This is a genomic window from Corynebacterium sp. Marseille-Q2823 (genome assembly GCF_903645345.1).
GTDB lineage: Bacteria > Actinomycetota > Actinomycetes > Mycobacteriales > Mycobacteriaceae > Corynebacterium > Corynebacterium hiratae.
The window spans coordinates 122041-147501 of record NZ_CAHJXS010000007.1; the positions used below are offsets into that span (position 1 = coordinate 122041).

Sequence of the window (25461 nt, forward strand, 5' to 3'; positions counted from 1 at the left end):
TGCCCGTCAGAGCGAAGTGCTCCTCCCCCAGCAGCGCTCATCCTTTGAGAACCCCGCCAACGTGGGAGGCTTAAGATGGATCGGAAAGAAAAGAGGGATTAACCAGTGCACACCGGAACATGGGGATTCAGCGAAGCCGCACATCGCCCTGCCTCAACCACACAGCAGGCTGTAGAAGGCATCAAGAAATTCATCCAGGACAACGCACTCAAGCCTGGGGACACTTTGCCAACCGAATCAGAGCTCTGTGCGGAACTCGGTTTCTCTCGCTCTTCTGTCCGAGAAGCCATCAGAATCCTAACGACGTTAGATATCGTCGAAGTCAGGCACGGAACCGGAACGTTTGTCTCCGGCACGTCACTCAAAGCCCTAGTTCAAGGCCTCATTTTTCGCGCGACTCTCGACGCTGACGACAACCTTGAAACGCTTCGCAATGTGGTGGAGATTCGGCAGGCAATTGATCTTGCTATCGGGCAAGAAATCACTACCAAACCCGATCCCTCCAAGCTAGATCAGTTGAGCGCCATCGTTGAAAAGATGTCTGCCAAGCGGGAGCAAGGTCTCAACTTTGCCGAGGAGGATCGGGAGTTTCATCAGGTATTGCTCTCCGAAATAGATAACCCGATTATCCGTGAGCTCAATGATGCCTTCTGGCAAGTGCACATGAACGTCATTCCACTTCGCAAATTGGAAGAACCACAGGACTTCAGCAGAACGGTACGCGCGCACCAGGACATCGTCGATGCTCTACAGGACAACGACCTGAAGAAGTACCAAGCGTCTGTGCTCAGGCATTACGAACCCCTGCTGACTTCGCTGTGACAGTCCGCGTCAGCTATTAAAGCTCCGTGTAATCCACGCCGGATCTGTGATGGCAGTGCCGATGATGATTGCATCGGCGCCGGCGCGCTTTCCTGCAGCCACATCATCGCGCGAGGCAAACCTGCCTTCGCCGATTACAAAGGCATCCTCACCGCAGAGCCGTCGCCCCTCTGCCAAGCATTCAAGATCTGGGCCTTCGGTCTTGCTCCGGAACTCTGTGTAGCCGGCCAGCGTCGTTGAGATGATATCCGCCCCCGCTTGGTGCGCCCGCTGCATTTCTTCCGGGGTAGAACAGTCAGCCATCGACAGAACATTAAGTCGGTGGCACTCGGCGACAAGATCGGAGAAGCTCGATCCATCGGGCCGAGGGCGATCCGTAGCATCCGCACAGATAACCGCAGCCCCTGCCTCGGCCAATTGGCGTACGGACTCAACGGTAGGGGTGATATAAACCCCCTCACTCCCCTCCTTTGTCAGACCGAAAACTGGTACATCTACTGCGGCTGCGATTGCCTCGACATCCTCGATGCCGCCATACCCTCCACACCGGATTGCGCGGCTTCCGCCCTCAACACACGCACGAGCGACATGCGTCAAGGTATGGGTATCGCGCATTGGGTGACCATCTGGCGCTTGCACCGAGACAATCACCGAGTTCCGAATCATGCCGTGAACTTCTTCTCGGCGTTCCGCCAGTTCACTACTCTTAAACCTAAACATATACCTGAGCCTTCTTCTGGAAATACCGCAGATAAACGGTGCTAAAAAGCGTTGTCTCGAGCAAAAGCCGCTGCACCCACTAACGGTGCTGTCGCCGGAGATTCAGTAACCCGAATTGCAACGGAGCGATTCGGCTTCAATGCGAAATCCTCTATGGCCTGACGGAATGGTTCTTCTACAGCGGCCCCAATCTGGCACACACCGCCGCCCAAGACAACGGCATCGAGATCGAGCCCTGAAACAAGACCCGCCACCGCACGGCCAAGGCCATAAGAATTCCCTCGAATAATCCGGGAAGCGAGTTCATCTCCCTGGTTCATTCTTTCTACGACCTTTTCGAGGGGAAGCGCTAACTGGGCCCGTTCCTTCCACTGCACTCGCTCGCTCGCCGGGTTCGTAGAAAATTCTTCGTAATACGCAGCCAAGCTATTGCCGCTCATGATGTTCTCGGCGCGGTCCGCAAAGCCCCGGAAATCAGCACACAAGAGTTCAGAAAACTCTCCGGCCGATCCGGTAGGTCCGCTGAGCAGACTCCCGTTATCGCTTACCGCACCACCGACACCAGTTCCCAACGAAAGGTACAGGACTCTGCCGGACTGGAACTCCCTCGCGGCTCCGAGCATCAGCTCTCCGTACGCCCAGACTCGCACATCGTTATGAACAGCACACGGGAGGTCAACAACCTCTTTCGCAACCTCACGAAGATTGGTACCAGACCAGTTCTTAATGGTGTCTCCGTTGTAGGTGACGAGTCCCTCAGGTGCCTGAATCACTCCTGGCGAGCCAATGCCGATTCGCGCCGGGGCAATGCCCGATTCCTCCAACGCCAGCTGAATGGCCTTCTTGATCTGCTCCTGTGGCGAAGCCCCGGCCGGCTGGGTAGGGATCTTTCCCAACGCAACTGCCTGCGTTGGGTCTTCATCAGACACGAAGCCCCAACCAATCTTTGTTGCACCGACATCAAGCGCAAGGGTACTAGTCACTCTTCACTCGTTTCGTCGTAATTCAGCGGAATTAGGGCTCGATCACCTGAGCGGCATCGACGATCTCATGAATCTTAGCCAGCTCCTCATCGTTCAGAGCGACATGCGGACGAGACATCAGCCCCGACGGGAAGACGCCCAGGTGGTGCAGCGCTGCCTTGAAACTGCCGAGGCCCTGCGAGCTTCCGCCCATGCGCGTGCCATCGCCCACACCAACGATGGTGAAAAGATCACAAATCTTAGACTGCAATTCCGCGGCCTCCGCATATGCTCCATCAACCAGTAGCTCATGCAGCTTCACGTAGGAAACCGGATCCACGTTGCCCAGACCAGGTACCACGCCATCGGCACCTGCCAGGTAAGCGAAGTCGACCGTAGTTTCCGAGCCGGTCAACACTACGAAGTCTGTCACCCCAGCTTTGTTGCGGGCACTAATCAAGGCACGCGTGTATCCATCATTGCCGCCAGAATCCTTCACACCAGCAATAACGCCTTCCTTGGCCAGGGAAATAAGAGTAGAGATATCCAGCACCGAGTGAACGCTGACCGGAATGTTATACGCATAGATAGGAGTCTCTGGCGCGGCTTCATGAAGAAGTCGGAAGTGCTCAGCAATTTCTACATCATGAGTACGAACATAAAAAGGTGCAGTAGCAACTAGCCCTTGCACCCCGAGCGCGACGGCATCTTCAATGTGCTCAATTACTCGCGGAGCCGTCATATCAATCACGCCGGCAATGACCGGAACGCGCCCTTGAGCCTGTTCCACCACCGTTGCGATAACTTCCTTGCGCTGCTCTCGAGTGAGGAAAGCTACCTCACCTGAAGAGCCGAGCACGAACAGGCCATGAACGCCAGCCTTTATAAGGCGTTCAGCCTGGCGCTTGAGGGTATCGGTGTCAACGGAGTAGTCCTCATTAAACGGGGTCAGCAGCGGTGGCACCACGCCACGCAGGAGCTGTGTGCTTGCAGTCATGTTTGGGAACCTTCCTATTCGCCTTCGTATTGGAGTCATAAGACATCATACGTCTCCTACGATTGTGATGCAGTTCCTTCTAGCGAAAAGAAGCGAAAGAAAACGCCGACTAACCTACCCCGGCAACAACTCCGATGCCTCCCCCACCACGCTCACCACGAGCACGTCGCGCGCACGGGAGGCCGCCACGTAGAGCAACGCCCGCTCCCGCTGCAAAGCCTCGTCGGCCTCGGCCGGGGCTAGGCCCTTCATGAGGTAGCGCTGAGGCAACGCCTCCCTGCTCACATCAAGCAAGATGACGTGCGTAAACTTCAGGCCTTTGGCGGACTGATTGTGGATCAGGAGTTCGAGAACTCCATCAATAAATCCGGACCTTCAATGGGCGAAGCTTCTCGCCCAGAAACTCGGTACATGCTTAAGCCCACCAAATTGTAAATACCGCCGACCAGTAGGCCAGCCGTTATCCCGGCCGCTTCGTTACTTCGAACTATGGCCTGTCCTCAGACGTAAACTCATTAGCCAGTCGAGCTACATGAAGAGCCAAATAAGAAACTTCATCATCCAGCAGATGAGTGGTGAGGCGAAGCTCTAGGACATCCTTGAGCAAAAGCGCACATCTGACCGCTTCTGGATACTTAGTTTCAAGCCCTTGCTGCAAAACTGCCATACCTTCGTCCAACTGCTGGTCACTTTTCACTCGCACGAAAAAGTACCGCATATGGGTTATGAACCTAGCTGCACTAACCGAATTCCGATCCACCCTCAATCCCAACGCGCGGTCTATCACATCGAAGAGCTGGGTGAACAACTCGGTCATTTCGTAAGTAAAAGAGAGATCCTCAACTCGAAAACCCGCGTTTACCAAGTGGAGTGCGATAGCAACTGCTTCGGATTCTGGCAGCGGATCAAGGTACCGCCGATTTAGCCACCTATTAACGCCTAAAAGAATTTCGCCTCCGATGGCGAACTCCTCGGGATAGAGGTTTTTAACCTCTGCTTCCAGAGGATTTGCTGACGCTGCTAGTTGCGGATCGATAGAAAAGCGACGCACTGCCATTTGAAGGTGATCCGCCAGTGCGACGGTGGTTGCAGAAGCAACATCAATTCCAATCGAACTGGCATGTTCGTGGAGTAGGGACTCAGCCAACTGCAAATAATCTGGGTCAACCGAAGCGAGTAAATCAGCGAGATTGCTTATGTCTCGATTATTTTCCGGGACAAATACTTGATTTATCTTTCCCGCGTCCACTGGCTCCCCCGGCCGCTTCTTAAAGCCAACTCCCCACCCGGTTACCACTACTTTTGTACCGTCCGGGCGCACGGAGAGGACCACGTTATTATTGAGGGCCCGAAGAACCTTCATCTCAGTCATAGTCCTCTCCTTGCCTTTGATTATCCTCGTTTCAGCGATTCACCGTTCGTCGCGATCACCTCTTTGTACCAATAGAAAGAGTCCTTTCGGTATCGGTCGAGAGTCCCCTCACCATTATTGTCAAGATCCACGTAAATGAAACCGTACCGCTTTTTCATCTCAGCTGTCGAAGCGGATATTAGGTCGATGCAGCCCCAAGATGTGTAGCCCATAATAGGGATGCCGTCCTTGAGTGCTTCCTCAACTTGGACTAGGTGGTCATTCATGTAGTTGATGCGATAGTCATCGTGGACGGTCTTGGTAGTTCCTTCATCTACCAGTTGATCTACCGCACCCAAGCCATTTTCGACGATGAACAGTGGCTTGTGCCATCGGTCATACATAGTATTCAGGGCATAGCGCAGCCCCACTGGGTCAATGGCCCAGCCCCAATCGGACACCTCGACTTCAGGATTTTTTACACCTCCCATGATATTTCCGCCGCCCCGTTCCGCACTCGGATCAGTAGTTTCAGCAACAGACATGTAGTAGGAAAAAGACACAAAGTCGACGGTGTTGCGCAAGTCGACGAGGTCTTGTTCAGAAATGTCGAGTTCAATTTCATGCTCCTTAAACACACGGAGCAGCGTATTTGGATACTCACCATTTACATGAATATCGCCAAACAATGCGTCTAGCTGTGTTTCGCGAAGCGCCTTGAACGCATCTTCGGGCCTCGGCCTGAGCGGATAGCGAGGGACGCTGATGACCATGCACCCAATTGAGAAATCCTGACTAATGGTTCGCGCAACCGCGGTTGCGCGAGCAGATGCGACCATGATGTGGTGAATGGCTTGATACAGTTCCTGCTCGGTAATCTCTTCACGAGTCTTCTCAATCGCACCACCCATGAATGGCTGATGCAGAATTGAATTCACTTCGTTGAAGGTCAACCAGTACTTAACGCGCCCCTTGTAGCGGTTAAAGACCGTTGTAGCGTATTTAACATAGAAGTCAATCAGTTTTCTGTTTGACCAACCACCATAGCTACGAGCTAGGTTCAATGGAGTCTCATAGTGAGACAAAGTCACAAGCGGCTCGATACCGTATTTTTCGAGTTCATCGAGGATACGATCATAGAACGCCAATCCCTCTTCGTTAGGCTCTTCGTTATCACCGTTCGGAAAAACCCTCGACCATGCGATCGAAAATCTATAGACTTTAAAACCCATATCGGCCAGAAGGGCAATGTCTTCTTGATAGCGGTGATAGTGGTCGATGCCTTTCAACTTCAGATTATCCGAAGTGGGAGCTTCAGTCGGCGGCGTCATCAAGCCGTTGGGCATCACGTCTTGGATCGATAGGCCTTTTCCGCCTTCATCAAATGCCCCTTCCAGCTGATTCGCCGCAGTGGCTCCACCCCACAGAAATCCTTCGGGGAAAGCAGACTTTTTCATGATTCGATTCCTTTCTTGAAAGCTACTTGGTCGCGGTGATGACTACTTCATCTACGACCGCTTGGTTTTCTTCTGCAACAACGGTTACGTCCTCCAGCTTCGCGGTATTTGTAACCACCACGATAGTGGTATCGTCATAACCTGCACTTTCAATCGCGTTGAGGTCGACGTCAACAAGCACCTGTCCAAGCTCCACTTGGTCACCTCGGGAAACATGAACGTCAAAACCGTCGCCTCTCATCTTTACCGTGTCGATTCCGACGTGCACGAGGACCTCAATTCCATCCGCAGTTTTGATGCCAAAGGCGTGGCCCGATTTCGGTGCGGCGATCACTGTTCCAGCCACTGGAGAAGAAATCTTTCCCGTGGTCGGCTTAATTCCAACGCCTTTACCCATCGCTTCCGAAGCGAACACCTCATCCGCAACTTTGTTGAGCGGGATAATGGTTCCAGGTACTACTGCCCGAATGTCAACGGCTCTCCCATCAGAAGTAGCTTCCGGTGTTACAGCTTCGGCACTGTTCTCCAGTGACGTTTCACCTGTTTCAGCCGAGGCTGCATCTGCGCGACGTTCCGCCATTGGGGTTAAAATCCAAGACCCGATAAAACCGATTACAATCGCCACACCACTACCAACTAGCTGTGCAGCAAAAGAACCGACATTCATGGCAGCAGGAAGCGCCAGTAACGATGGGAAGGCGTATACATCAAAGGCATTTCCGCCCACAGCGATGATTGCACCGCCAACGGCACCGCCTACGCATCCTGCATAAAACGGGAATTTGAGGGGAAGGTTAACACCGTAAATAATTGGCTCGGTGACACCAGCCATAAATCCGGAAAATACGCCGGCCCCAGCGACCTTTTTACGCGCATCGTTCTTCGTCCGCAAGAATACGCCAAGAGCAGCGGCGGCTTGGGCAAGTACGGCCGCCATGATAGTAGCCATAATGAATGAATGACCATCCACGGCAAGTTCATTTAGGAAGATAGGATTGAACGCCCAGTGTAGGCCGAAAATAACCAAGACCTGCCAGAACCCACCCATTATTGCACCACCAAGCCATGGAATGTGAACAAAAACTGAGTTCACGCCATCAGCAATGAGCTGTGACAGCCATACAGTCGCAGGTCCGACGGTAAGAAGCACCACGGGTACCATTACCGCAACGACGATTAGCGGCGTGAAGAAATTTCGGATAGCGCCGGGAAGTACTCGTTCAAGCCACCGTTGCAAATACCCAGCCAACCAAACTGCGATAACAGGGGCAATAACGGAGGAGGCATAGCTTGCCGTCATTAACGGAATTCCAAAGAAATGTACATCATTTCGCGTACCTAGTTCCACAATCGCCGGGTATACCAGTGGAGCAACCGTGGCCATAGCTACGTATTGGTTAACCCTGAAATACCGTGCTGAAGTTGCTGCTAGGAAGAGCGGTAAGAAGAAAAAGAAAGCATCAAACGCAGCATTAAAAACGATATACGTGTCAGAATCAGCGCTAAACGAGGTGAAATTAGTCGCAAGCGTCAGGAAGGCCTTACCTAGGCCCAGTCCAGCGAGACACCAAACAATCGGGCTGAAGAGAGACGAAATCATGTCAATGAACGCATTTAGAGGGTTCCCGCTCTTGACTGTTTCATTGTCCGCAGCTTGCAGCTGCGCTTCACCGTCTTTCACACCTTTAGCCGACATTCCAGGCAAAGCTGTGATGGCTTGATACGCCAGCGGTACGTCGTTTCCGACCACGACTTGGTACTGCCCACCGGCTTTAACAAGTGTAAGCACACCGTTGGTTGATTTAACTGCCGCCTCGTCTACCCTGTCAGCGTCCGCTAACTTGAAACGCAATCGTGTAGCACAATGCGTCACGCTGTTTACGTTCTCCGCCCCGCCGAGTGCACGTAGCACTTCTGTCGCAAGAGGCTGAAAATCCGCTTTCGTCGCCATTCTTATGGCTCCTTTCGGTCAAACAATTCAATCTGAGCCGCTGCAACGATTACGGCACCTCAGATTCACTTCGTGCAAAGCCTTGCCGGCCACGACTGGAACACGAAAACGAGAAAAGACCCAGGCTGCAGACAACAAAACTGCTGCAGACATGGGTCAACTGAAGCAGTCTTGAACAGACTGCTGTCCTAGGTCTTGCTCCCGATTGAACGGGGTTACACTCCTTGGCTACTCTAAAGAGCTAAGCACTTAATACACATACTGCCAGACTAGTCACCCTTCGTCAAAACCTGTGTCAAGGCACACGCTTTGACTCCGCTAAGCCCCAGATCGTGGTCGGTCTATCTAGTGCACATCTAGTGCAAATTCACTAACGCCCACACCCCTCCCCTGTAGTGACACCGAAACGCGGCGGGCACCTTTGTCTAAAGCCATTGGCCCGTCAGTAACACGATTCAAGTTAACTTCAGACCCCAACAAGAGGCCGCTCCCTTGGTAAAGATGGAGCGCCTCACAGTTGTGAGTACGCACCCGCTAGCACGTGACTGTAGATGATTTCAACCCACCCTCGCATGCCACGACCGAGCGAGCTGGAAGTGGGCGAAACAGGTAAAAGTAGGGCGGACGTAGACAAGCATGCGCCAACACCGTAGACCCCCTTAATGCAGGCATGTATACTCCTGATGTTCTTGTTACGCTCTTTCTCTCGTAGGGTTCCTGATATGGGATTTTTCAAGGTTGTCGCTGGACTGTTGGCTGCCGGTGGAGTGGGCTACGGTGCCTATTCCGTGTTGGGGCCGGATTCCGCTGATGACGTCATTACGGTCCAGAACGTCGTCGACGGCGACACCATCGACGTAGCGCAGGACGGTGAGACCACCCGCATTCGACTGCTCAACATCGATACCCCGGAAATGGGCAAGGAGTGCTTGGCCGAGGAAGCAAAGCAGTACTTGGCAGGCCTGCTGCCAGTCGGCACGGTAGTGACCCTAGAGTACGACGATGAACGCGAAGACAAGTATGGCCGAACACTAGCCGGAGTATTCAAAGAAGGCTCGCTCATCAACGCCTCCGTTGCTGAGGAGGGTTTCGCTGTGCCGATGAAGGTGGGCGGCAACACTCGCTTCTTCTCGGAGGTCTCGGCCGCTGCCGACCGAGCCCGTGCTGCGGGCAAGGGCATCAACTCGGCCGGCCCCGAGTGCGTATTTGGCGACGACGGAACCTACCGCTCCTACCGTGACGCACGCTCTACCATTGATGCGGCACAACATTTTCAGTTTGACGACATGTGGAATGACGAGCAATTCAACGGCGCTCACGTTCATGTTTCCCGCGTAGCCGATGCAAAGAAGTCTATTTCCGCACTGGAAAAAGCGGTCGCGGAACAATCTGATTTCCAGAAAGAAGCATTCGGGCATAAGCAAACCGAACTGCTAGACAAGCTCGATAACGACGCTACCGAGATTGAAACGCTCTTGAACCGCAAGATAACTTACGCTTCAGACGCACGGGAAAAGAAGCACGCCGAGGAAGAAGCCGCGCGCGAAGCTGCAGAGGCCGCACAACGTGAAGCAGAAGAAGCAGCCCGTCGTGCAGAACAAGAAGCTGCGGAGGCTGCCCGCCGCACAGAGCAGGAGGCCCAGCAAGCCGCACCCGCCTACCAAGCTCCGGCCGCACCGGCGCCCAGCAATCCCGTGGATAACTACACCGGCTGCCGTGCCTACAACGGCAACTACGCAATGACCAGCGTTGACAAGAAGGGACGGCCCTACGCCAAGATTGATTGCACCACACGCGTGCAGATTGGGTAAACATGAGCTGCAAATACCGGAAATACCCGGAGAAACGAAAGTAGTTAACCCGTGAGAGAAGCTCGACTGCAGTTGCACTGTCGTCGATGCGCATGCCGCGTTGACGGAGAAGTTCAACTTGTTGTTCGCAGCTCAGGCAATTTTTGGAATATGGCCACGTTTCCGTGAGAACGAAAGGCCTCGGTCATTTATGCGTTCCCGGCAAGGGGAAGAGGCCCGACCGAGGATCTATCGTTCGGTATTTTTACTACACCACACTGTCTTACTACAGGTGAGCGGTTACGCCTGGGCCATAGGGGATTTCTAACGCGAAGAATACAAGGAAGACGGCCAAGAAGGTACAGAAGAACGCAATCGTATAGGGCAGCATAAGGCTGATATACGTGCCCACCCCTGCGCTCTTATCGTACCGGCGGATATACCCCAGGACTATCGGTAGATATGGGGATACCGGTGTCACCATGTTCGCGGAGGAATCACCCATGCGGTAGGCAGCCTGGATGAAGCCAGGATGATAACCCAGTTGCATAAAGAGTGGAACGAAAACCGGTGCCTCCAAAGCCCACTTGGCGCTGCCTGACGGAATGATGAGGTTGAGCAGAGCTGTGAACACGATGTAGCCGATAATCAGGAAGATTCCGGTAAAACCAATTTCCTTTAAGAAATCACTGCCGTTGACCGCTAACCAAATACCGATATTCGACCACTCGAAATATTTGATGAATTGCGCGATGGCAAAGACCATCACGATATAGCCGGACATTCCGGAAATACCTTCTGCCATATATGTCGACAGATCCTTGGAGTCCTTAATCTTTCCCATCAGGATGCCGTAGCTAGTGCCGAGGAGCATAAAGAATCCGAGTATGATTGGGATGATGCCCGACATGAACGGGGAATCGATGATTGCTCCGTTCTCGCCCCGGAGTGGGCTATCGGGGAGCAATACGACTACCGCAATTAGTACGATGTACGCCGTCCCCAGGACAGAAGAAAATAGCAGGGCTCTGTCGCTTTCCTTTGTCTCTTCCTCTAGCTCCTCGGCGTTTATTGAACCTTCGTACTTACCGAGGCGCTTTTCGGTGACATAGGTAGTGACGAGTCCTCCAACGAGCGTAAGGGCGAAGACGCACACAACGTTGAAGTACCAGTTTGCAACGGCTGTTACATGCGCCTCTGGGTCGACAATTCTCGCGGCTTCGGTGGTAATTCCCGCCAGCAGTGCATCAGTACCGGCAACAAAGAGGTTTGCGGTGAAACCAATGCCCGCACCGGCGAAGCCTGCAGCGACACCGGCAATGGGATTTCTTCCCGCGTGGTGAAAGACGATCCCGATCAAGGGCGGGATGACAACCATCGCAGCGTCGGAAGCGAGGTTGCCGATCACTCCAATGAAAACCGCCGCGTAAGGGAGGGCCGCGAAGGGCACTCGACGAACGGTCTTTTGCACGGCGTGCTGAATGTAGCCGACCTGCTCGGTCAAGCCAATGCCGAGCATCACGGCTAGGACTAGTCCCAGGGGCGCAAAACCGGTGAAGTTCTCCAGCATCGAAGTCAGGATGTACTCGATGCCTTCACCCGACAGAAGGCTACGAATATGGACGTCTTCCCCGGTTCCTGGGTGGGTGACCGAACCTCCGAAAGCATGGCCTATCGCAGACATTACCATGACTGCTAACGCCAGAATTACAAAAAGCAGGAAGGGATCTGGCAAGGCATTGCCGACCTTCTCGATCGTACGGAGAACATCTCGACCGAACTGACGAGTCGAGCGTGTGGATGACTTTTCCGCACTTTCTTGGGTGACCGGCGATGAGTGGGAGCTAGCGCTAGACATAGCCACTCCTTACTTAGTTTGCTGGGGTGTTATTCGTTGAAAGTTCGCTTCGCTTCTTCCACGACTTCGGGGTCGCGGAAACCGGCTAGCAAGGTGGCGGCGAGAATCAAAGCGCCGTCGATGATCGTTTTCTTTGCATCAGGACCATCGGCAGCTGCTGCGAACTCACGGGTATGAGGCGGGGCATCCTGGGTCAGGCGGATCATTGGGTGGATAGCAGGGACTACTTGGCTAACGTTGCCCATGTCTGTAGACCCAGAGAACAGTTCGTTCGGAGTAGTCTGGCGCCCAACAGCCGAAAACGCTGCTTCAGCGATGGTGACCAGAGTCGGGTTCGACTTCAGCGAAAGATAGGGCGGAGTAGTCGAGGTGATGCTCACAGTGCAGTCGGTGGCAAGAGCGCCAGCTTCGAAGCAATTCTTAACGCGCGGAACAACGCTCTCGAGAAGATAATCGGAGTCCGATCCACGCACGAAAGTCCGAATTCCAGTTAGCTCAGGAATTACATTTGGTGCTTGCCCACCGTTAGTGATGATCGAGTGGATTCTAATATCATCCTTGATCTGCTGGCGGAGAAGGCCGATCGCATTTAGCGAGAGAGTTGCTGCGTCGAGTGCGTTACGCCCGTCTTCCGGCGCAGCCGCGGCATGGCTGGCCTTGCCCTTGAACTCAACATCGAGAGCGACGCGAGCAAGGCTCCCTCCCCCGACCTTCTCCTCGTTGCTCGGGTGGATCATTACGGCGTAGTCAACCCCCTCGAGCACCCCATTCTCGATCAACGGGACCTTACCTGCCCCGCCCTCTTCACCGGGGCTGCCGATAACCACCAAGTGAGCGCCCGTCTTCCCATCGGCTTCCAAATCTGCCTTAGCGATTTTCGCTGCGCCCAAGCCGCTTGCTGCGATGATGTTGTGGCCGCAGGCGTGGCCTACCTCTTCCAAGGCGTCGTACTCACAAAAGACTGCCAGTGTTGGCGAGTCGGCGGTTGCACTGGCCGAAGACCATTTGCCGACAAAGGCCGTTTCAAGGCCTCCGAAACCGCGGGTGACCTCGAACCCGGCGTCCTCTAACTCAGCGGTAAGGCGCTTAGCGGCGTGGTACTCGGTGAAACGGATTTCAGGGTGATCCCACAGATCCTTGGCAACGTCGGCGAGGTTGTCGGCAAATTGGTTGGCGTAGCTTTGCAGCGAATCTACTAAGTCCTTGATGTTGGTCGAAGACGGCTCTTGCTCAAACATGGAACTCCTTGACAAACGGAAATGAGACATAGATGCAATCCGCGCAAGTTAATGCCATGGATCACATTGTCGAGGTATGTTATTTAAATAAACTTTCTGAAAGCTCTATTTGTTTGAATGACGTCTAAAAACAGGAGAATATGTTCGGTATGGACTCTGGGATAGATCCTGGAAAGACCATGATGTCGGAATTGGACTTCGCGGTATTTGATGCCCTTCAACGCAATCCCCGCGCGCCCTGGGCGGAAATTGCGCGGACAATTGGGGTAAGTGGCCCCACGGTGAGGCGACATTGGCACGCTCTGGTGGAGTCGGGAGCCGGTTGGATCGCTACCTACCCAAATAGGGTCCGTGGGTTGATGTGCTTCAGCGTGCGGGTCAAATGCCAGCCAGGGTTCGTCGAAGCGGTCGCCAAGCAACTTTGTCAGGTCCCAGAAGTGATGTCGGTAAGTGAGATGACCGGCGCGTACCAGATTCAGCTCATAGTCTTTGTTCCTGACAAGAGCCGCGTGCGCCCAGTACTCAATGTGTCCATAGGACAGGTCGAGGGCATATCCGAACTAATCATTTCACTAATGTCGGATGTCCAGCTTGAAGGTGCTCAGTGGAACAGCGGCACCCTTGGCCGAATCGAAAAATCGCCCAACCAATACAAGTTCCCGGAAGTAGAGTTCGACGAACGCGTGGAAAAGACGCTTCGTGTGTTGGAATGCGATGGACGAGCCGGCGCCTCGCGTATTGCTTCATCTTTGGGTCTCGGTAACCCACAGGCCCGACGGATTGTTAAACAGTTCCTCTCACGGCGGGTCCTTATCCAGCGAGTGGAGGCTGCACCGCTCCACGACGAATGGCCTGGGGTGCTGGCCCTATGGCTGCTGGTCCCGCCGGCTAAGCTCGACGAGGTAGTCACGAAGATCAAGACCTTTCCAGACGCGCGCTTGTGTACAACACTGGTAGGTGGGGAAGCAAACCTCTACGTCATCTTATGGCTAAGGTCCTTCAGCCAAGCCAACGAAGTGGAATCTGACGTAGTCCGCGGCTTACCGACTCGCGTAGTCAGCCGCAGCATCCTCCTGCAACACCACAAGAGGGCGGGAGTTCTCCTTGACGAAGAGGGGCGGAAAATCGGCCACGTCCCCTGGACCGATAGTCCTTCACTGCATGCACATGTATTACATGCGTGCTGATCGTGAGGAACCCTCGTTTAGTGGACACTAAGCAGATGAGTTTGATGGGAATTGAAGGGGTTTCACCGCGTGATTGGATAACCTGGGAGTCCTGTAAATTTCAATGAAAGGAACCCCTATGAATCAGGATTTCGCCCTCCAGACCCCACGGCTCGCATTGTCGGTGCCTACAGATGCCGATATTGACGCCATCTTTGCCATTCATTCGGACGCCCGCACCTACGAGCACCGCCCTGAATTGGCTATGAAGACTAGGGAGGAAGCCGCGGAGCTGGCACGCTCGTGGCAACAGAATTGGAGTGAAAAACAGCTGGGCTACTACGTGGTGTCCACTCACGATGGAACGACCATTGGCTTTACCGGCGTGCGTCATAGCGAAGAAGCCGGTGAGGAAGTGCTCAACCTCTACTACCGCTTCGCACCCGAATCGCAAGGCCAGGGCTATGCCAAGGAGGCCGCAGCCGCTGCGGTTGCCAATGCGCGCGAGCGTTTCCCGCAGCTCCCAGTCGTTGCGATAATCGACCCCACTAATGAAGCGTCGATTGCCCTAGCATTGAAGCTCGGACTTCAGCACGTCCCCGGCGCAGGAGTGCCGGGCGACTACGAGGTGTATCGACTGGGCTGATAAAAAGAATTACCTCATCAAGGTCTATGCCACATTGACGAAGAAGCTCAACTTATCACTCGCAGCTCAGCCACTCTTTTGGTACGTGGGAATGACTCCGTAGAACTGAAATACCCTGGTTATTGATGCAGTCCCTGCAAGGGGAAGTGATCCGAAGGAAGATTTAGTTGCCACGAGCCCGGCAAGAAGGTCTTCAGATAGCGAACAATCCCATCCAGTACAGACTTGGGAGTGAACGCAATGAAAGCACCCGCCAGTGCAGCGATCACCCCGATAGCAACGGCTGCTCCACGCGAAGAACCAATCGATGATTCTTCTGTCTTCCCACCGTCTGCTGGATCGTTTGGCTCATCAGGAGTCTTCAAAGGTGAGAGCTCACCATGCCGCTTGATGTACTCGGAGAAGACATCGACGTCGATTGCCGTGCCAGTAGAAGTAACACGCGCATCGCTGAATGAATCGATCTTGTCGCCACCATTCACCACGTAATTGCTAATGGCCAGTGAGTACGTGGAATTCATGTCCATTGACGTGCCATCATCGAGCTTTATCGCCCTGACGCGCTCACCGAATGGCGCATTCATGTCGTAATCAAACGTGAATCCGGCAGTCCGTGGGAAGCCATTCCCACCATCCGGATTAGATTCAATACCCTTTTCCAGTGCATCTTTAATCTGTGCGCCCGTTGCTTGAATCGCGATTGGTGAGTTACCGAAAGGAAGCACCGATTGCGCATCGCGACGGGTCAAGGTCCCTTCTTTCATGTCAGCACGCTGGCCGCCACCGTTCTGCCATCCGAGCTGAGTATCGAAATGTTCGCGGTATGCATCCGCTACCAACGGGCCTAGTTCTGCTTTTGATAAAGCCTGCGTCGCAGTACCAAGTTGCTCGCCCAGTTGACGGTCTAATTCACCGTAGAGTTTCTCGCTGCGTGCCTTCCACTCTTCGTTAGCAGGAAGCGATGGATTGACCGGATGGTTCACTACCTTCACCGTGGTCTTCTGCGTGGAACGGTCAACGGTGACGTCGAGGTGAACCAACGTTCCATAATCAGCACGCGGTGCGATAATCGGCCGATCATCTGCGGTGTAGGTTACTTCTTCCGGTGATTGCGCCTCGTTTTCTTCACGCAGCGCTGCTGCAAGCTCGGGAATCTCTTCCATTACCCGAGTGGTGTCTTCTTTTGAGATCTGGCTCAGCAAAACGATCGCATCAACGCCTTCTTCTTGGAGCTTGTTAACCCCGGCGCGTGCGGATTCAGCGAAGTCCCCCGTCACGACATCCTTGGCAGCTACGGTTCGATCAAGGTCGGCAGTAAGAGAAACAAACCCGACGGTGAGTTCACCGGATTTAGCAGTGAAGGTGGTCCCGTCATCGCTGATCGGCTCGCCATTCTGGGTAGTCAGGTTGCTGGAAATCCACGGAAACTCGGCCTTTTCGATAAGGCTACGAGTATGGTCCACGCCGTAATCAAAGTCGTGGTTGCCAAAGTTGCCGACGTCCACGCCGAGTTCGTTAAAAGCCTCGACAAATGGCTCACCGCGAAAGACTGAGCCGAATAGGCTGCCGGCAGCAAGTTCTCCACCAAAGGCGACGATAGGGTCGCCTTCTTCTTGGCGGATATTCTCAAGGGCAGTTGCTAGGTAGGCGATGCCGCCTTGGTGGCTCCCGTCATCCCAGGCTCGGGGCTCAAACTCCTTCATGTCCTGGAAGTAGACAACGTCTCCGGTCGCTACTGCCGCCTGACCTGGGTCCGATTCAGCAGCGATAGCGTTAGATGCGTTGAGAGAAAGAAGAGCAGTCAAAGCAAGAATGGTGTGACGATTGCGCATAGAGGCATTCTGCCTAACGCGGCTAGAGGTTCCCCGACCTTGAGGCAAAATCTAGATGAACATTCATAGTCCAGATGCTTACCGCTGGGCACGAGCTACGAAAACGCCTAGACCACGGGCATGTCCCTTCAGGAATCCCACGGCTCCAATGCCCTAACCGGGTACCGCCCATCAACGGTGAAACGCTGACACACCACCTGAGTGTCATCGTTGATATCTAGCTCTCCGATGTACTCAACGAACTCGGGTGAACGCCAGAACTGCTCGTGCCCGGCGCGCCAGTCGCTGGCGTCGGCGTAGCCCTCACCCTCGGCGATGGCGTGCTCGTCGCTGACGTCGGCAAGCCGGCGGACCTCGACCTCGGTGGTACGGATGACGCACACCACGTTGTCGTGTGAGTCGAGGACGGCCTCTAGGGTGCCCACATCCTCGCGCGGGTCGCGGCCGCGCGGGTGCTCAACCAGCAAGGATGACGTGGTGGTTTTCGTGCCGTTCAGGATGGCGGTAACGAGGGCGTCGCGAAGCGGGCCGGGGAAGGCAAACTCGCCACGGGGCAGTTCCGATATAGGTTTCAAAGCATCCTGAGTCATACGTTTACAGTACGTGGCTCATGAATGCTGTTAACCAAGCACGTGCTAGCTTGCCGTTTCGCCCGACTGGACGTTCGACCCGCGCGTTCGAATCATTCGCAACGATGTCCAGCCCCAGCCCTAATGTCAACGATGCCCCTACACGGAAGGCTGGGAATCCGCCCTTCTTCCCTATCACTCCGGGGCCGCGCCGCCACTTCCCATTGCTTAGCGGTGCGGCCCCTCTTTCAAACTTCACAGCTCTTCATAAACTTCAAAAAATTCAAAAACTTCATAAACTTCACAAGACTTCAAAAGCTTTGTGGTCTAGAGTGAGTGCCATGAATCCGAAACACACCAACCCTTTTACGGCTACCCTCGGCGCCACTCCCCCATTGCTGGTTGGCCGCAGTGATGCCATTCGTGATTTCGGTTTCGCGCTCGATGAGGGCCCCGGCGCCCATGAGAGGATCTCGCTCATCATCGGCCCTCGCGGCATCGGAAAGACAGTCCTTCTTAACGCCTTCGAAGACGAAGCACTCACGCGCGGTTGGCTCACCCTCAGCGACACTGCAACGGCCGGTTTCGTTGAACGCTTGCGCAGCAGCATCATTCAACTCTTGACTAAAGACAGGAAGCAGCTCAAAGGCCTCAACGTCTCCATCCTCGGCATTGGAGGCGGGCTCAACTGGGATACGCGAGCCATTGCGGAATCAACGTACTCGCTACGTAATGCGTTAAAGGATTTACTGGCCTATAAACGTGAGCTTGACCGAAAAGCCCGCCAGGAGCCTGGTGGTGTGCTCGTGACATTGGATGAAATGCACCACCAACGAAGCCAAGAGCTCATAGAGTTCGGCGCCACGATTCAACATCTGGTTCGCGAAGGTGAAGACATTTCCGTTGTCATGGCAGGCATCCCATCCTCAATTAGACCACTACTTTCCGGAAAGCTGAACAGTCGCGGCGACACCAATCCAGTTACCTTTCTTCGACGCGCTAACCGCATTGAGCTGGGCAGGGTCTCCGATTCGGATGTACGTGAAGCACTGGAGGAACCCCTTCACAGCGCCGCCACCTCATGGTCAAAGGACGCTTTGGAAACCGCGGTTGAGGCGTGCCATGGATATCCATTCATGATTCAGCTAGTCGGCCAGTGCTCATTCAGGGAAAAGGAACGTACCGCTGACGGAGGTACCGAGATTTCTATCGACGCTGCCCAACGCGGAGTCGCAACAGCACAGCGAAAGCTCGGCCAACTTGTTCATGAGCCCGCGCTCTCGGATCTCTCCACTGTCGACCGAAGCTTTTTGGTTTACATGGCCCAAAGCGATGGCCCTGCCAAGATGGCGGATATCAAGGCACGCTTCAATAAGACTGATTCTTATGTAGGCAACTATCGCCGCCGGCTTCTCGACGCCGAAATGATCACCACCACGGGCCACGGCGAAGTCGATTTCGCCTTGCCGTACTTACGCGACTACCTCCGCGAGCACGCGGCAAGCCTCATAGCCGAGGGCTTCGACGCCCAGTAGCGGGCTCACGCTCGCTCCTTAGGCTGTACACCCCGCAGCCATCCCTCGAAACTAGCCCGCCGAGTTCAGCGTCTGTGTGCGTACTTGTTCTGCTGTTTTAAGCCCACGTTGCCAGCCACCAATGCGATAGCGTGAAAATGAGCGCGCTCATCCATCAAGTCCAAGAGAGTAGCAGCACAGCTAAACTGCGCGGTGTCAGTATCAAGACTGAACAAGATGGATTCAGCGGACATGCGGTCTCCAAAGCCTAAGTTGAAGTTGGCAATACGCACGAGATTCATCATCCGCTTAAAGCATTGTCACCGTTGGACTCGAAGGACCGTAGCGAATCCATCAGCCGTTCTTCCCTCAGTCCTACACGCACCACCCAATCGATATGTAGAGAACAGTTGCCAGAGCTTCGATCCCACCGCCAGTTCTATCTCGATAGTAAGCATTCCCTTAGGCCCAGAAGGTTCCGCTTTTCTCTGCTAGGTACTTGGCCTCGTCATCCGATAACAACCGTGGATCCAAATTCCACACTTTCAACCAAATCTCACAAGTAGATTCCATTTCGATAGCCGCTTGCCGGGTCGAGCCAACATCCGAAAACCCGACGGTAAATCCATGGTTTTGCATCAGGAAAGCATTAAATGAACCAGGCAATTTAGCGACAGCTTCTCCTAACTGAGCACTGCCCGGAGGAAAATACGGAATAAGAGGAGCCCGCCCCACCTTCATAACAAAATACGGTGTAATGGGTGGAATTGCAGAGACTGCACTCCAAGGTTTCAGTGCTGAAACTGCCATTGCACTGGGCGAATGCAAGTGAATAACACAGCCTACCTCGCGATTTTTTTCATACATTGCCAAGTGCAATGGGAGTTCTTTCGAAGGAGCCTGGCTTCCTAGGAGCTTATCTGAAATTAGGTCAAACTCAACAAAGTCGGTTGGAGAACAGTCCTGTGCCTCGCAGCCTGACCTAGACACCCAAACTCGGTCGTCATCTCTTAATGAAAAGTTTCCTGAAGAGCCCGGAGATAAGCCTTGCTTCGCCAGCTCTCGGATTGCCGTGCAAAACTCATCAAGGTCTCCGCTAGTTAACATCTTCCAACAACTCCCACGCATCGATAAACATTGCCTCGTCTCCAAAGTTTCCTGACTTCAGCGCTATTGCGACGTCTTGTTCACCTCTAACAAACGTCGCCCACGACACTCCTGGTGCAATTCGGTCACCGAGTTTTAGTTGAGCTGCCCCCAGCTCCGTAGTCACCCTTCCCGAGGTTTCACCCCCAGCAACGATAAGAGCCTGACAATCTTGGGGAATTAGTTCAGCAGCAACCGAGGCTAGGAGTGACTCCAAGACCTCTGCTTGGGCACTGCGTATTGACTCATCGGCTGGGACATCATCGTCCGACTCGGTTGTACACAAGATGAAAGGCATCGGAGAACCATCTTGCCAATATTCTCTTGCGGTCTGCACCAGTTCATCAACAGTAGAGTTGCCGCAAATCTTAACTACTGTAGCCCCAGCAGATTTTGCATAGGCAAGTTGCTTTTGAGTCTGTTGCGAAGCGCTTCCGCACAAGACTAATCGATTACTCAAAGGAGCCTTTATTCTTTGCAGTGCCCCCGCGCCATCAGCAGAACCATACCCCAAGGCCAATCCAGAACCCGCCACTACCAGTGGATAATGTTCGAATGTCTTACCAAGAATTTCTAGGTCTCGATCACAAATAGTGTCGACGATTGCAACGCTGTTTTGAGACAAACGCTTCAGTTCTTCACGTACTGCGTTTTCGCCGCTTGATACTGTCTCTTCAGTAATCGCATATACTCCCATTTTGGTTTGTGGCGCGAGCACACGGCGTAAGTCCGATTCCCTCATCGGGGTCAACGGATGGTTTCTCATACTGCTCTCTGACAGAAGCTGATCGAACACGAAAAGATGGCTTTGAAATACTCGTCTTCCGTTCTCGGGAAACGCAGGAATCACAGGAACACGGTCTACGCCTAGCATTAGTGCAAGCGCCTCTAATACAGGACCAATGTTGCCATCTGCAGTCGAATCAAACGTCGAGCAAATTTTGAAATAAACCTGTTTTACTCCAAGAGACTTTAAAACCTTCGCAGTTTTCAGTGATTGCTCCACCGCCTCCGCAGGCGGCGCAGTTCGGGTCTTCAGCGCCACAACCACTGCATCGACTTGCGAAAGGCTTTTCAAGCTCTGGTCGGCAGCATCCGAAATATGTTTCAGCATTTCCAATCGTGATACCACTACTGCCGTCAATCCCCTGTGCCGCAGATTTCCAGCTAGATCAATCGCTCCAGTGAAGTCGTCAGCGATCCCACCTATGTGAACCAAGCCCACTCCTTAGTGTTAGTTTTTGATAACCCTTGTGCATTTATGACAATATATGGTTCAATTTGTTACACGCAAGTGTTAGGAACATTACATGGAGGTCGATTGTGAGACTCAAAACTCGAACCAAATCTAGCGATAGGCAAGCAACCCACTATCTACTCACGGGTGCCGCCGGCGACTACGCACGTACGCTTGTCTCCCAAACTAAATTCTCACCAAGAGTATCTCCTTCAATCTTGTGCGATCTCAACACCGCAGCTGTAGTCGAAATGTGTACAGATATTGGAATCTCCGCAGATAGATTCGCGATTGCCACAACCACATCTGAAGTGTCCAAGATTGTTGAATCAGGCAAGATTGCGATAGTTAGTTCCCTGGATAACGTCCCCGATCACGCCTACGACGTACTCGTCGAAGCCACTGGCTCCCCCGAATTTGGACTCCAAGCCTCCGTTTCAGCCATAGAATCTGGCAAGAATGTCGCGATGGTTAGCAAAGAAGTTGACTCAGTTGCGGGTCTTGCGCTTAAGAGGCTGGCACTAGACCACGGAGTCCGGTATGAACCTGCACTCGGCGACCAACCCGCGAATCTTATCAATCTTTGCCGTTGGGCCGAAGAAATCGGCTTGGACATTGTGGCTGTCGGAAAATCAAGCGAGTACGACCTTGTTTTCGATCATTCAGACAACAGCATTCAATTCTTGGACTCAACTGCAACCATTAAAGGTTTCGAGGATTTATGGCACCTAGACGAAGACATAAAATCCACGCTTAGCAAGCGCGCAGAGATGCTTCGTGAATTCGAAATGGCACCCGGCGCCGACTATTGCGAAATGTCAGTTGTGGCGAATCACCTCGGTCTATCCGTCGACACTCCCGAAATGCACTATCCCGTACTTCGAACCACCGAGCTTGCAGATGCATACGCGCTCGAAGAGGACGGCGGAATCATTCGGAACGAAGGCTGCGTGGATGTTTTTCGGGCACTGCGCCATACAGATGAGCCTTCATTTGCCGGAGGCGTCTTCATCGTTGCTCGTACCGAAGATAAGTTTACGTGGGACATCCTTCGAACGAAGGGACACGTCTTGAGCAGGAACGGTAAATACGCCGCCTTTTACCTGCCGTATCACTTCATGGGCGTGGAGACTCCCGCTGGCATCGACAGTATGTCAAATGGAGCAGATAGATACGAGTCCCCTTCCAAAGCAACAGTAATTATGGCTGGAAAGGCAACAACTGCAATTCCTGCCGGAACATCTCTAAAAGTTTCTGGACACCATCACGATATCGCTGGGATTCGCCCCGTCCTCATCAACGCAAGTGAGGCAGAGCGGAACACTGTCCCGTTCTACATGCTCGATAACACAACGGTGATTCACAACATAGAGCCAGGGAATCTCCTTTCATTCGATTCAATTGACGGCACTTCTGCGCAGCTTCTGGCTGCATGGGATCAGGTGAGGTAGAAAATGTCTGACACAATGATGCTAGTTTCCTTCTTAATCGCGATCATTGCCCTTGTAGCACTGATCGCGAAGGCGAAGGTGCATCCGGTTTTTGCACTAGTTGGGGTTGTAATTACGCTTGCAACGGTTTTCGGAATGGGTGGGCCAGAAACCATCGAGCTTGTCGCTGAAGGCTTTGGCAACACAATGAAGTCTGTAGGACTTATCATTATTTTCGGCTGTGTACTGGGAGTGATGCTTGAAGCTAGCGGTGCAGCTGTACGAATTACGGAAGCAATTCAGCAAGTTCTCGGCTCAGGGAACAAAATCCCCTGGGGAATCGCTATTGCATCAACCATCATCGGTATCCCGCTGATTGCTGACACCGTAGTCATTATGCTGATTCCAATTGTTTCGGTCATCGCATTGCGAACGGGTCAATCGATGATGAAGCTAGGCCCAATTCTCTATCTCGGTGCGTATGTGGCCACCTCACTAATCATTCCCGGGCCTGGGCCGCTTGCTGCCGCTGGCGTCCTCGAAGTGAACGTCGCTGCATCAATCTTCTGGGGCTTCGTCGTAACAGTTTTTGGTGTTACGGCAGGTACCTTTTATCTTACAACCATTAAAGAGTATGTTGCTCCAAAACCGGAGTTTGTCAAAGCCGTGGTTGAATCGGAAGCAAATAGTAGTGAGCACGGCGAAGAAATTCTCGAAAGCGCCACCAAGGTGGATAGCCGCATCTCTGCCGGAGGCAAGCCATTAAACTTGTTGCTCTGCTTACTTCCAATTGTTCTACCAATTGCGCTAATCATGATGGACGCAGTGCTCACGAACGTTCTCGCTGAGAATTCTCCGGTTCTCAAGGTCTCGGGACTAATTGGTGCCCCGATGGTGGCCCTCGCCATTGGCGTCATTCTTTGCCTTCCATTATTTGGTAACGAGTGGAACTCGAAATACGTACTTAACGACCTGTTTAACGATGGTCTCAAAGCTGCGGTGCTACCGATGGCGATCACAGGCGCCGGCGGTTCACTCGCGCTCCTGGTTCGCAACACCGAGGTTGCTGAACGTCTAATCGAAGACGTCGACCAACTTGGGATCCCGGCACTGCTGATTCCTTTTATCGTCGGTGCTGCACTAAATACGATTACTGGTTCCAATATCCTCGGAATGCTGACTTCCGCTGCGATCATGGCCCCCATGGTTGACGTTCTCGGCGTCTCCGCACTAGCAGTATTCTTGGCCTGCGGTTCAGGTGCTCAGATCATGAAGCACGCAAACTCTTCCGGTTTCTGGGTCACTACAACAATGTCAAACCTCACTCTGGCGCAAGGTATTCGTTCCTCTGGCGTCGCTACGCTAATCTCCGGTGTAACGTCCTTTATCGTTGTTTGCATTCTCAATGCCATGGGACTCGTCTAAAGAGGTGAAATATGATCCCGGATCAACGCCGTAGGGCCATTTTGCGCATCCTCACGGGACAGGGCACTCAAAGCATCAAAGAACTTGCAGAGCTGCTCAACGTCTCTCACATGACGATTCGCCGGGATATTTCACGCTTAGAGGAAGAAGGCTTAGTATTCGGTGTGGCAGGCGGGGTGCGCCTTGCACAGCAAGTGAACTCTGCCCCCACTTTTGATGCAAAGTCTTTGGAAGACTTACCAGAGAAAGTCGCGATTGGTAAGGCGGCGGCTAAGTTTCTTTCCGAAGATGGGACCTACTATTTGGATGCTGGAACAACTACCGTTCAGCTGGTCCCACACTTGACCGCACTTAGCCGCGCCACAGTTGTCACCAATGATTTTGCAATCGTCGACGAATTGTGCGGTGCCGGCCACATTGAGGTTATCCATGTAGGAGGACACCTCGATCACAGGAATCGTTCTAGTAGTGGCCCCTTATCCGAGCTGCTTCTCCGCTGTATGGCAGTAGATATGGCGTTCATCAGCGCAACTTCTTGGGATATTAAGCGGGGCCTCACGGCGACCACAGTGGAGAAGGTCGGAGTCAAAAACGTAGCAATCGACATTGCTAAATCAGCCATTTTATTAGCCGCTAGTTCCAAGTACGGGACGTACTCGACATACCGGGTCACTGATCTTGCCCGCTTCGACCAGATCATCACTGACTCTGGTTTAGGGAACTCAGCGGCAGCAGGAATCAAGAAGTCTGGCATCGAATTGCACCGTGCGATGCCTACCAAGTAAGCCTCAAGAATTACGATTCCGTAGGGATGGGAAAGATCTCAGTGCTTCGCTTACCTGACCCTCTGCGCGGAAGACATTGGCCCGTTGGTATTCGGAGTATTTCCTCCTATAGACGCCTCTCCGCTGGCGGCATCTTTTATCGTGAACCCGGGCAGCTAGCACTCCTGCCCGCTCACGGCGGCTTTCAGGCCTCCCCGTCGGATAAGTGAAACCTGACTTGGCTCAAATTAGTGCCGAAGGGTTGGGGTGGTGATGGTGTTGACGAGGGTTTGGATTTCCGGGGGTAGTGGTACTGCGGCGTGGATGGTTTCGCCGCCAACGACGAGTTGAAAGCTGCGGTATTTCTTGAGTGTTCTCACGAGGCGTTTGATGGATTGGCCACTGCGGGTCTCCATCAGGTGGGCCACGGCTAGGGCTGCGATGACGATGTTGAGGTGGGCTGTGATCGAGTCTTGTTTCCTGGCGTAGATTGGGCGTGCTTTCAGGTCTGATTTCGACATCCGAAACGACTTTTCAATGTTGAATAGCCTGCGGTAATGCCCGATAACCTCACTAGCGGGAAGAG

21 protein-coding genes and 2 pseudogenes are annotated in these 25461 nt (G+C 53.4%); 8 read left to right on the top strand and 15 right to left on the bottom strand.

The window, feature by feature from the left end:
* The first annotated feature begins 105 nt into the window (after positions 1-105).
* The gene (locus HWX44_RS09445) at positions 106-822 is read left to right on the top strand and encodes a FadR/GntR family transcriptional regulator (RefSeq protein WP_046649211.1); all 717 of its coding nucleotides are present in this window, start codon (positions 106-108) and stop codon (positions 820-822) included.
* Positions 823-831: 9 nt separating this feature from the next.
* On the opposite strand, the gene HWX44_RS09450 is transcribed toward HWX44_RS09445, so the two are convergent.
* The 7 genes and pseudogenes from HWX44_RS09450 to HWX44_RS09480 form a co-directional block, all read right to left on the bottom strand.
* Entirely contained in the window at positions 832-1542 is a 711-nt protein-coding gene (locus HWX44_RS09450; protein ID WP_046649210.1) for an N-acetylmannosamine-6-phosphate 2-epimerase, read from the bottom strand.
* Positions 1543-1583: 41 nt separating this feature from the next.
* Positions 1584-2525, bottom strand: a complete 942-nt coding sequence (locus tag HWX44_RS09455; RefSeq protein ID WP_046649209.1) for an ROK family protein — start codon at positions 2523-2525, stop codon at positions 1584-1586.
* A gap of 31 nt (positions 2526-2556) precedes the next feature.
* A complete protein-coding gene (locus HWX44_RS09460) occupies positions 2557-3501 on the bottom strand; it encodes a dihydrodipicolinate synthase family protein (RefSeq protein ID WP_046649208.1) in 945 nt (314 codons plus the stop codon).
* Positions 3502-3615: 114 nt separating this feature from the next.
* A pseudogene (locus HWX44_RS13340) lies at positions 3616-3825 on the bottom strand (3'-5' exonuclease); the annotation flags it as partial.
* Positions 3826-3988: 163 nt separating this feature from the next.
* Positions 3989-4873, bottom strand: coding sequence for a PRD domain-containing protein (locus tag HWX44_RS09470; protein ID WP_254868165.1), 885 nt, complete (start codon positions 4871-4873; stop codon positions 3989-3991).
* 20 nt (positions 4874-4893) lie between these two features.
* Positions 4894-6309 (bottom strand): glycoside hydrolase family 1 protein, encoded by a 1416-nt coding sequence (locus tag HWX44_RS09475; protein WP_175974354.1) that lies wholly within the window; start codon positions 6307-6309, stop codon positions 4894-4896.
* Between the two features lie 22 nt (positions 6310-6331).
* Positions 6332-8260, bottom strand: a complete 1929-nt coding sequence (locus HWX44_RS09480) for a beta-glucoside-specific PTS transporter subunit IIABC (RefSeq protein ID WP_046649206.1) — start codon at positions 8258-8260, stop codon at positions 6332-6334.
* 722 nt (positions 8261-8982) lie between these two features.
* Between HWX44_RS09480 and HWX44_RS09485 the strand changes: the two genes are divergently transcribed.
* Positions 8983-10071: a thermonuclease family protein gene (locus HWX44_RS09485; protein WP_046649205.1), complete on the top strand. Its 1089-nt coding sequence runs from the start codon at positions 8983-8985 to the stop codon at positions 10069-10071.
* Positions 10072-10336: 265 nt separating this feature from the next.
* Here the strand turns inward: HWX44_RS09485 and HWX44_RS09490 are convergent, their stop codons facing one another.
* Together HWX44_RS09490 and HWX44_RS09495 are read right to left on the bottom strand one after the other, a co-directional pair.
* Positions 10337-11908: an AbgT family transporter gene (locus HWX44_RS09490; RefSeq protein WP_046649204.1), complete on the bottom strand. Its 1572-nt coding sequence runs from the start codon at positions 11906-11908 to the stop codon at positions 10337-10339.
* A gap of 29 nt (positions 11909-11937) precedes the next feature.
* The gene (locus HWX44_RS09495) at positions 11938-13146 is read right to left on the bottom strand and encodes a M20 family metallopeptidase (RefSeq protein ID WP_046649203.1); all 1209 of its coding nucleotides are present in this window, start codon (positions 13144-13146) and stop codon (positions 11938-11940) included.
* A 140-nt stretch (positions 13147-13286) separates the two neighbouring features.
* Between HWX44_RS09495 and HWX44_RS09500 the strand changes: the two genes are divergently transcribed.
* Together HWX44_RS09500 and HWX44_RS09505 are read left to right on the top strand one after the other, a co-directional pair.
* Positions 13287-14333: an Lrp/AsnC family transcriptional regulator gene (locus HWX44_RS09500; RefSeq protein ID WP_046649202.1), complete on the top strand. Its 1047-nt coding sequence runs from the start codon at positions 13287-13289 to the stop codon at positions 14331-14333.
* A gap of 118 nt (positions 14334-14451) precedes the next feature.
* The gene (locus HWX44_RS09505) at positions 14452-14958 is read left to right on the top strand and encodes a GNAT family N-acetyltransferase (RefSeq protein WP_046649201.1); all 507 of its coding nucleotides are present in this window, start codon (positions 14452-14454) and stop codon (positions 14956-14958) included.
* A 119-nt stretch (positions 14959-15077) separates the two neighbouring features.
* On the opposite strand, the gene HWX44_RS09510 is transcribed toward HWX44_RS09505, so the two are convergent.
* Positions 15078-16790: a bifunctional metallophosphatase/5'-nucleotidase gene (locus tag HWX44_RS09510; protein WP_046649200.1), complete on the bottom strand. Its 1713-nt coding sequence runs from the start codon at positions 16788-16790 to the stop codon at positions 15078-15080.
* Between the two features lie 128 nt (positions 16791-16918).
* A complete protein-coding gene (locus HWX44_RS09515; RefSeq protein WP_046649199.1) occupies positions 16919-17380 on the bottom strand; it encodes an ASCH domain-containing protein in 462 nt (153 codons plus the stop codon).
* Positions 17381-17700: 320 nt separating this feature from the next.
* On the opposite strand from HWX44_RS09515, the gene HWX44_RS09520 reads away from it, so the two are divergent.
* Positions 17701-18894 (top strand): ATP-binding protein, encoded by a 1194-nt coding sequence (locus HWX44_RS09520; RefSeq protein WP_175974356.1) that lies wholly within the window; start codon positions 17701-17703, stop codon positions 18892-18894.
* Positions 18895-18959: 65 nt separating this feature from the next.
* On the opposite strand, the gene HWX44_RS09525 is transcribed toward HWX44_RS09520, so the two are convergent.
* The 3 genes from HWX44_RS09525 to otnK form a co-directional block, all read right to left on the bottom strand.
* The gene (locus HWX44_RS09525) at positions 18960-19178 is read right to left on the bottom strand and encodes a hypothetical protein (RefSeq protein ID WP_175974358.1); all 219 of its coding nucleotides are present in this window, start codon (positions 19176-19178) and stop codon (positions 18960-18962) included.
* Between the two features lie 157 nt (positions 19179-19335).
* Entirely contained in the window at positions 19336-19980 is a 645-nt protein-coding gene (locus HWX44_RS09530) for a class II aldolase/adducin family protein (protein ID WP_175974360.1), read from the bottom strand.
* Positions 19970-21238 carry a 3-oxo-tetronate kinase gene (otnK, locus tag HWX44_RS09535; RefSeq protein ID WP_175974362.1) on the bottom strand — a complete coding sequence of 423 codons (1269 nt, stop codon included), beginning with the start codon at positions 21236-21238 and terminating at the stop codon, positions 19970-19972. The genes HWX44_RS09530 and otnK overlap by 11 nt, the downstream gene beginning before the upstream one ends.
* A 236-nt stretch (positions 21239-21474) precedes the next feature.
* Here otnK and HWX44_RS09540 point away from each other — a divergent pair, with 236 nt between their 5' ends.
* From HWX44_RS09540 to HWX44_RS09550, 3 genes are read left to right on the top strand one after another with little or no spacing between them, the layout of a single operon-like run.
* Positions 21475-22707 carry a homoserine dehydrogenase gene (locus HWX44_RS09540; RefSeq protein WP_175974364.1) on the top strand — a complete coding sequence of 411 codons (1233 nt, stop codon included), beginning with the start codon at positions 21475-21477 and terminating at the stop codon, positions 22705-22707.
* A gap of 3 nt (positions 22708-22710) precedes the next feature.
* Entirely contained in the window at positions 22711-24111 is a 1401-nt protein-coding gene (locus tag HWX44_RS09545; protein WP_175974366.1) for a GntP family permease, read from the top strand.
* A gap of 11 nt (positions 24112-24122) precedes the next feature.
* The gene (locus tag HWX44_RS09550) at positions 24123-24896 is read left to right on the top strand and encodes a DeoR/GlpR family DNA-binding transcription regulator (RefSeq protein ID WP_175974368.1); all 774 of its coding nucleotides are present in this window, start codon (positions 24123-24125) and stop codon (positions 24894-24896) included.
* Between the two features lie 227 nt (positions 24897-25123).
* On the opposite strand, the pseudogene HWX44_RS09555 reads toward HWX44_RS09550, so the two are convergent.
* Positions 25124-25461: pseudogene (locus tag HWX44_RS09555) on the bottom strand (IS1634 family transposase); the annotation flags it as partial.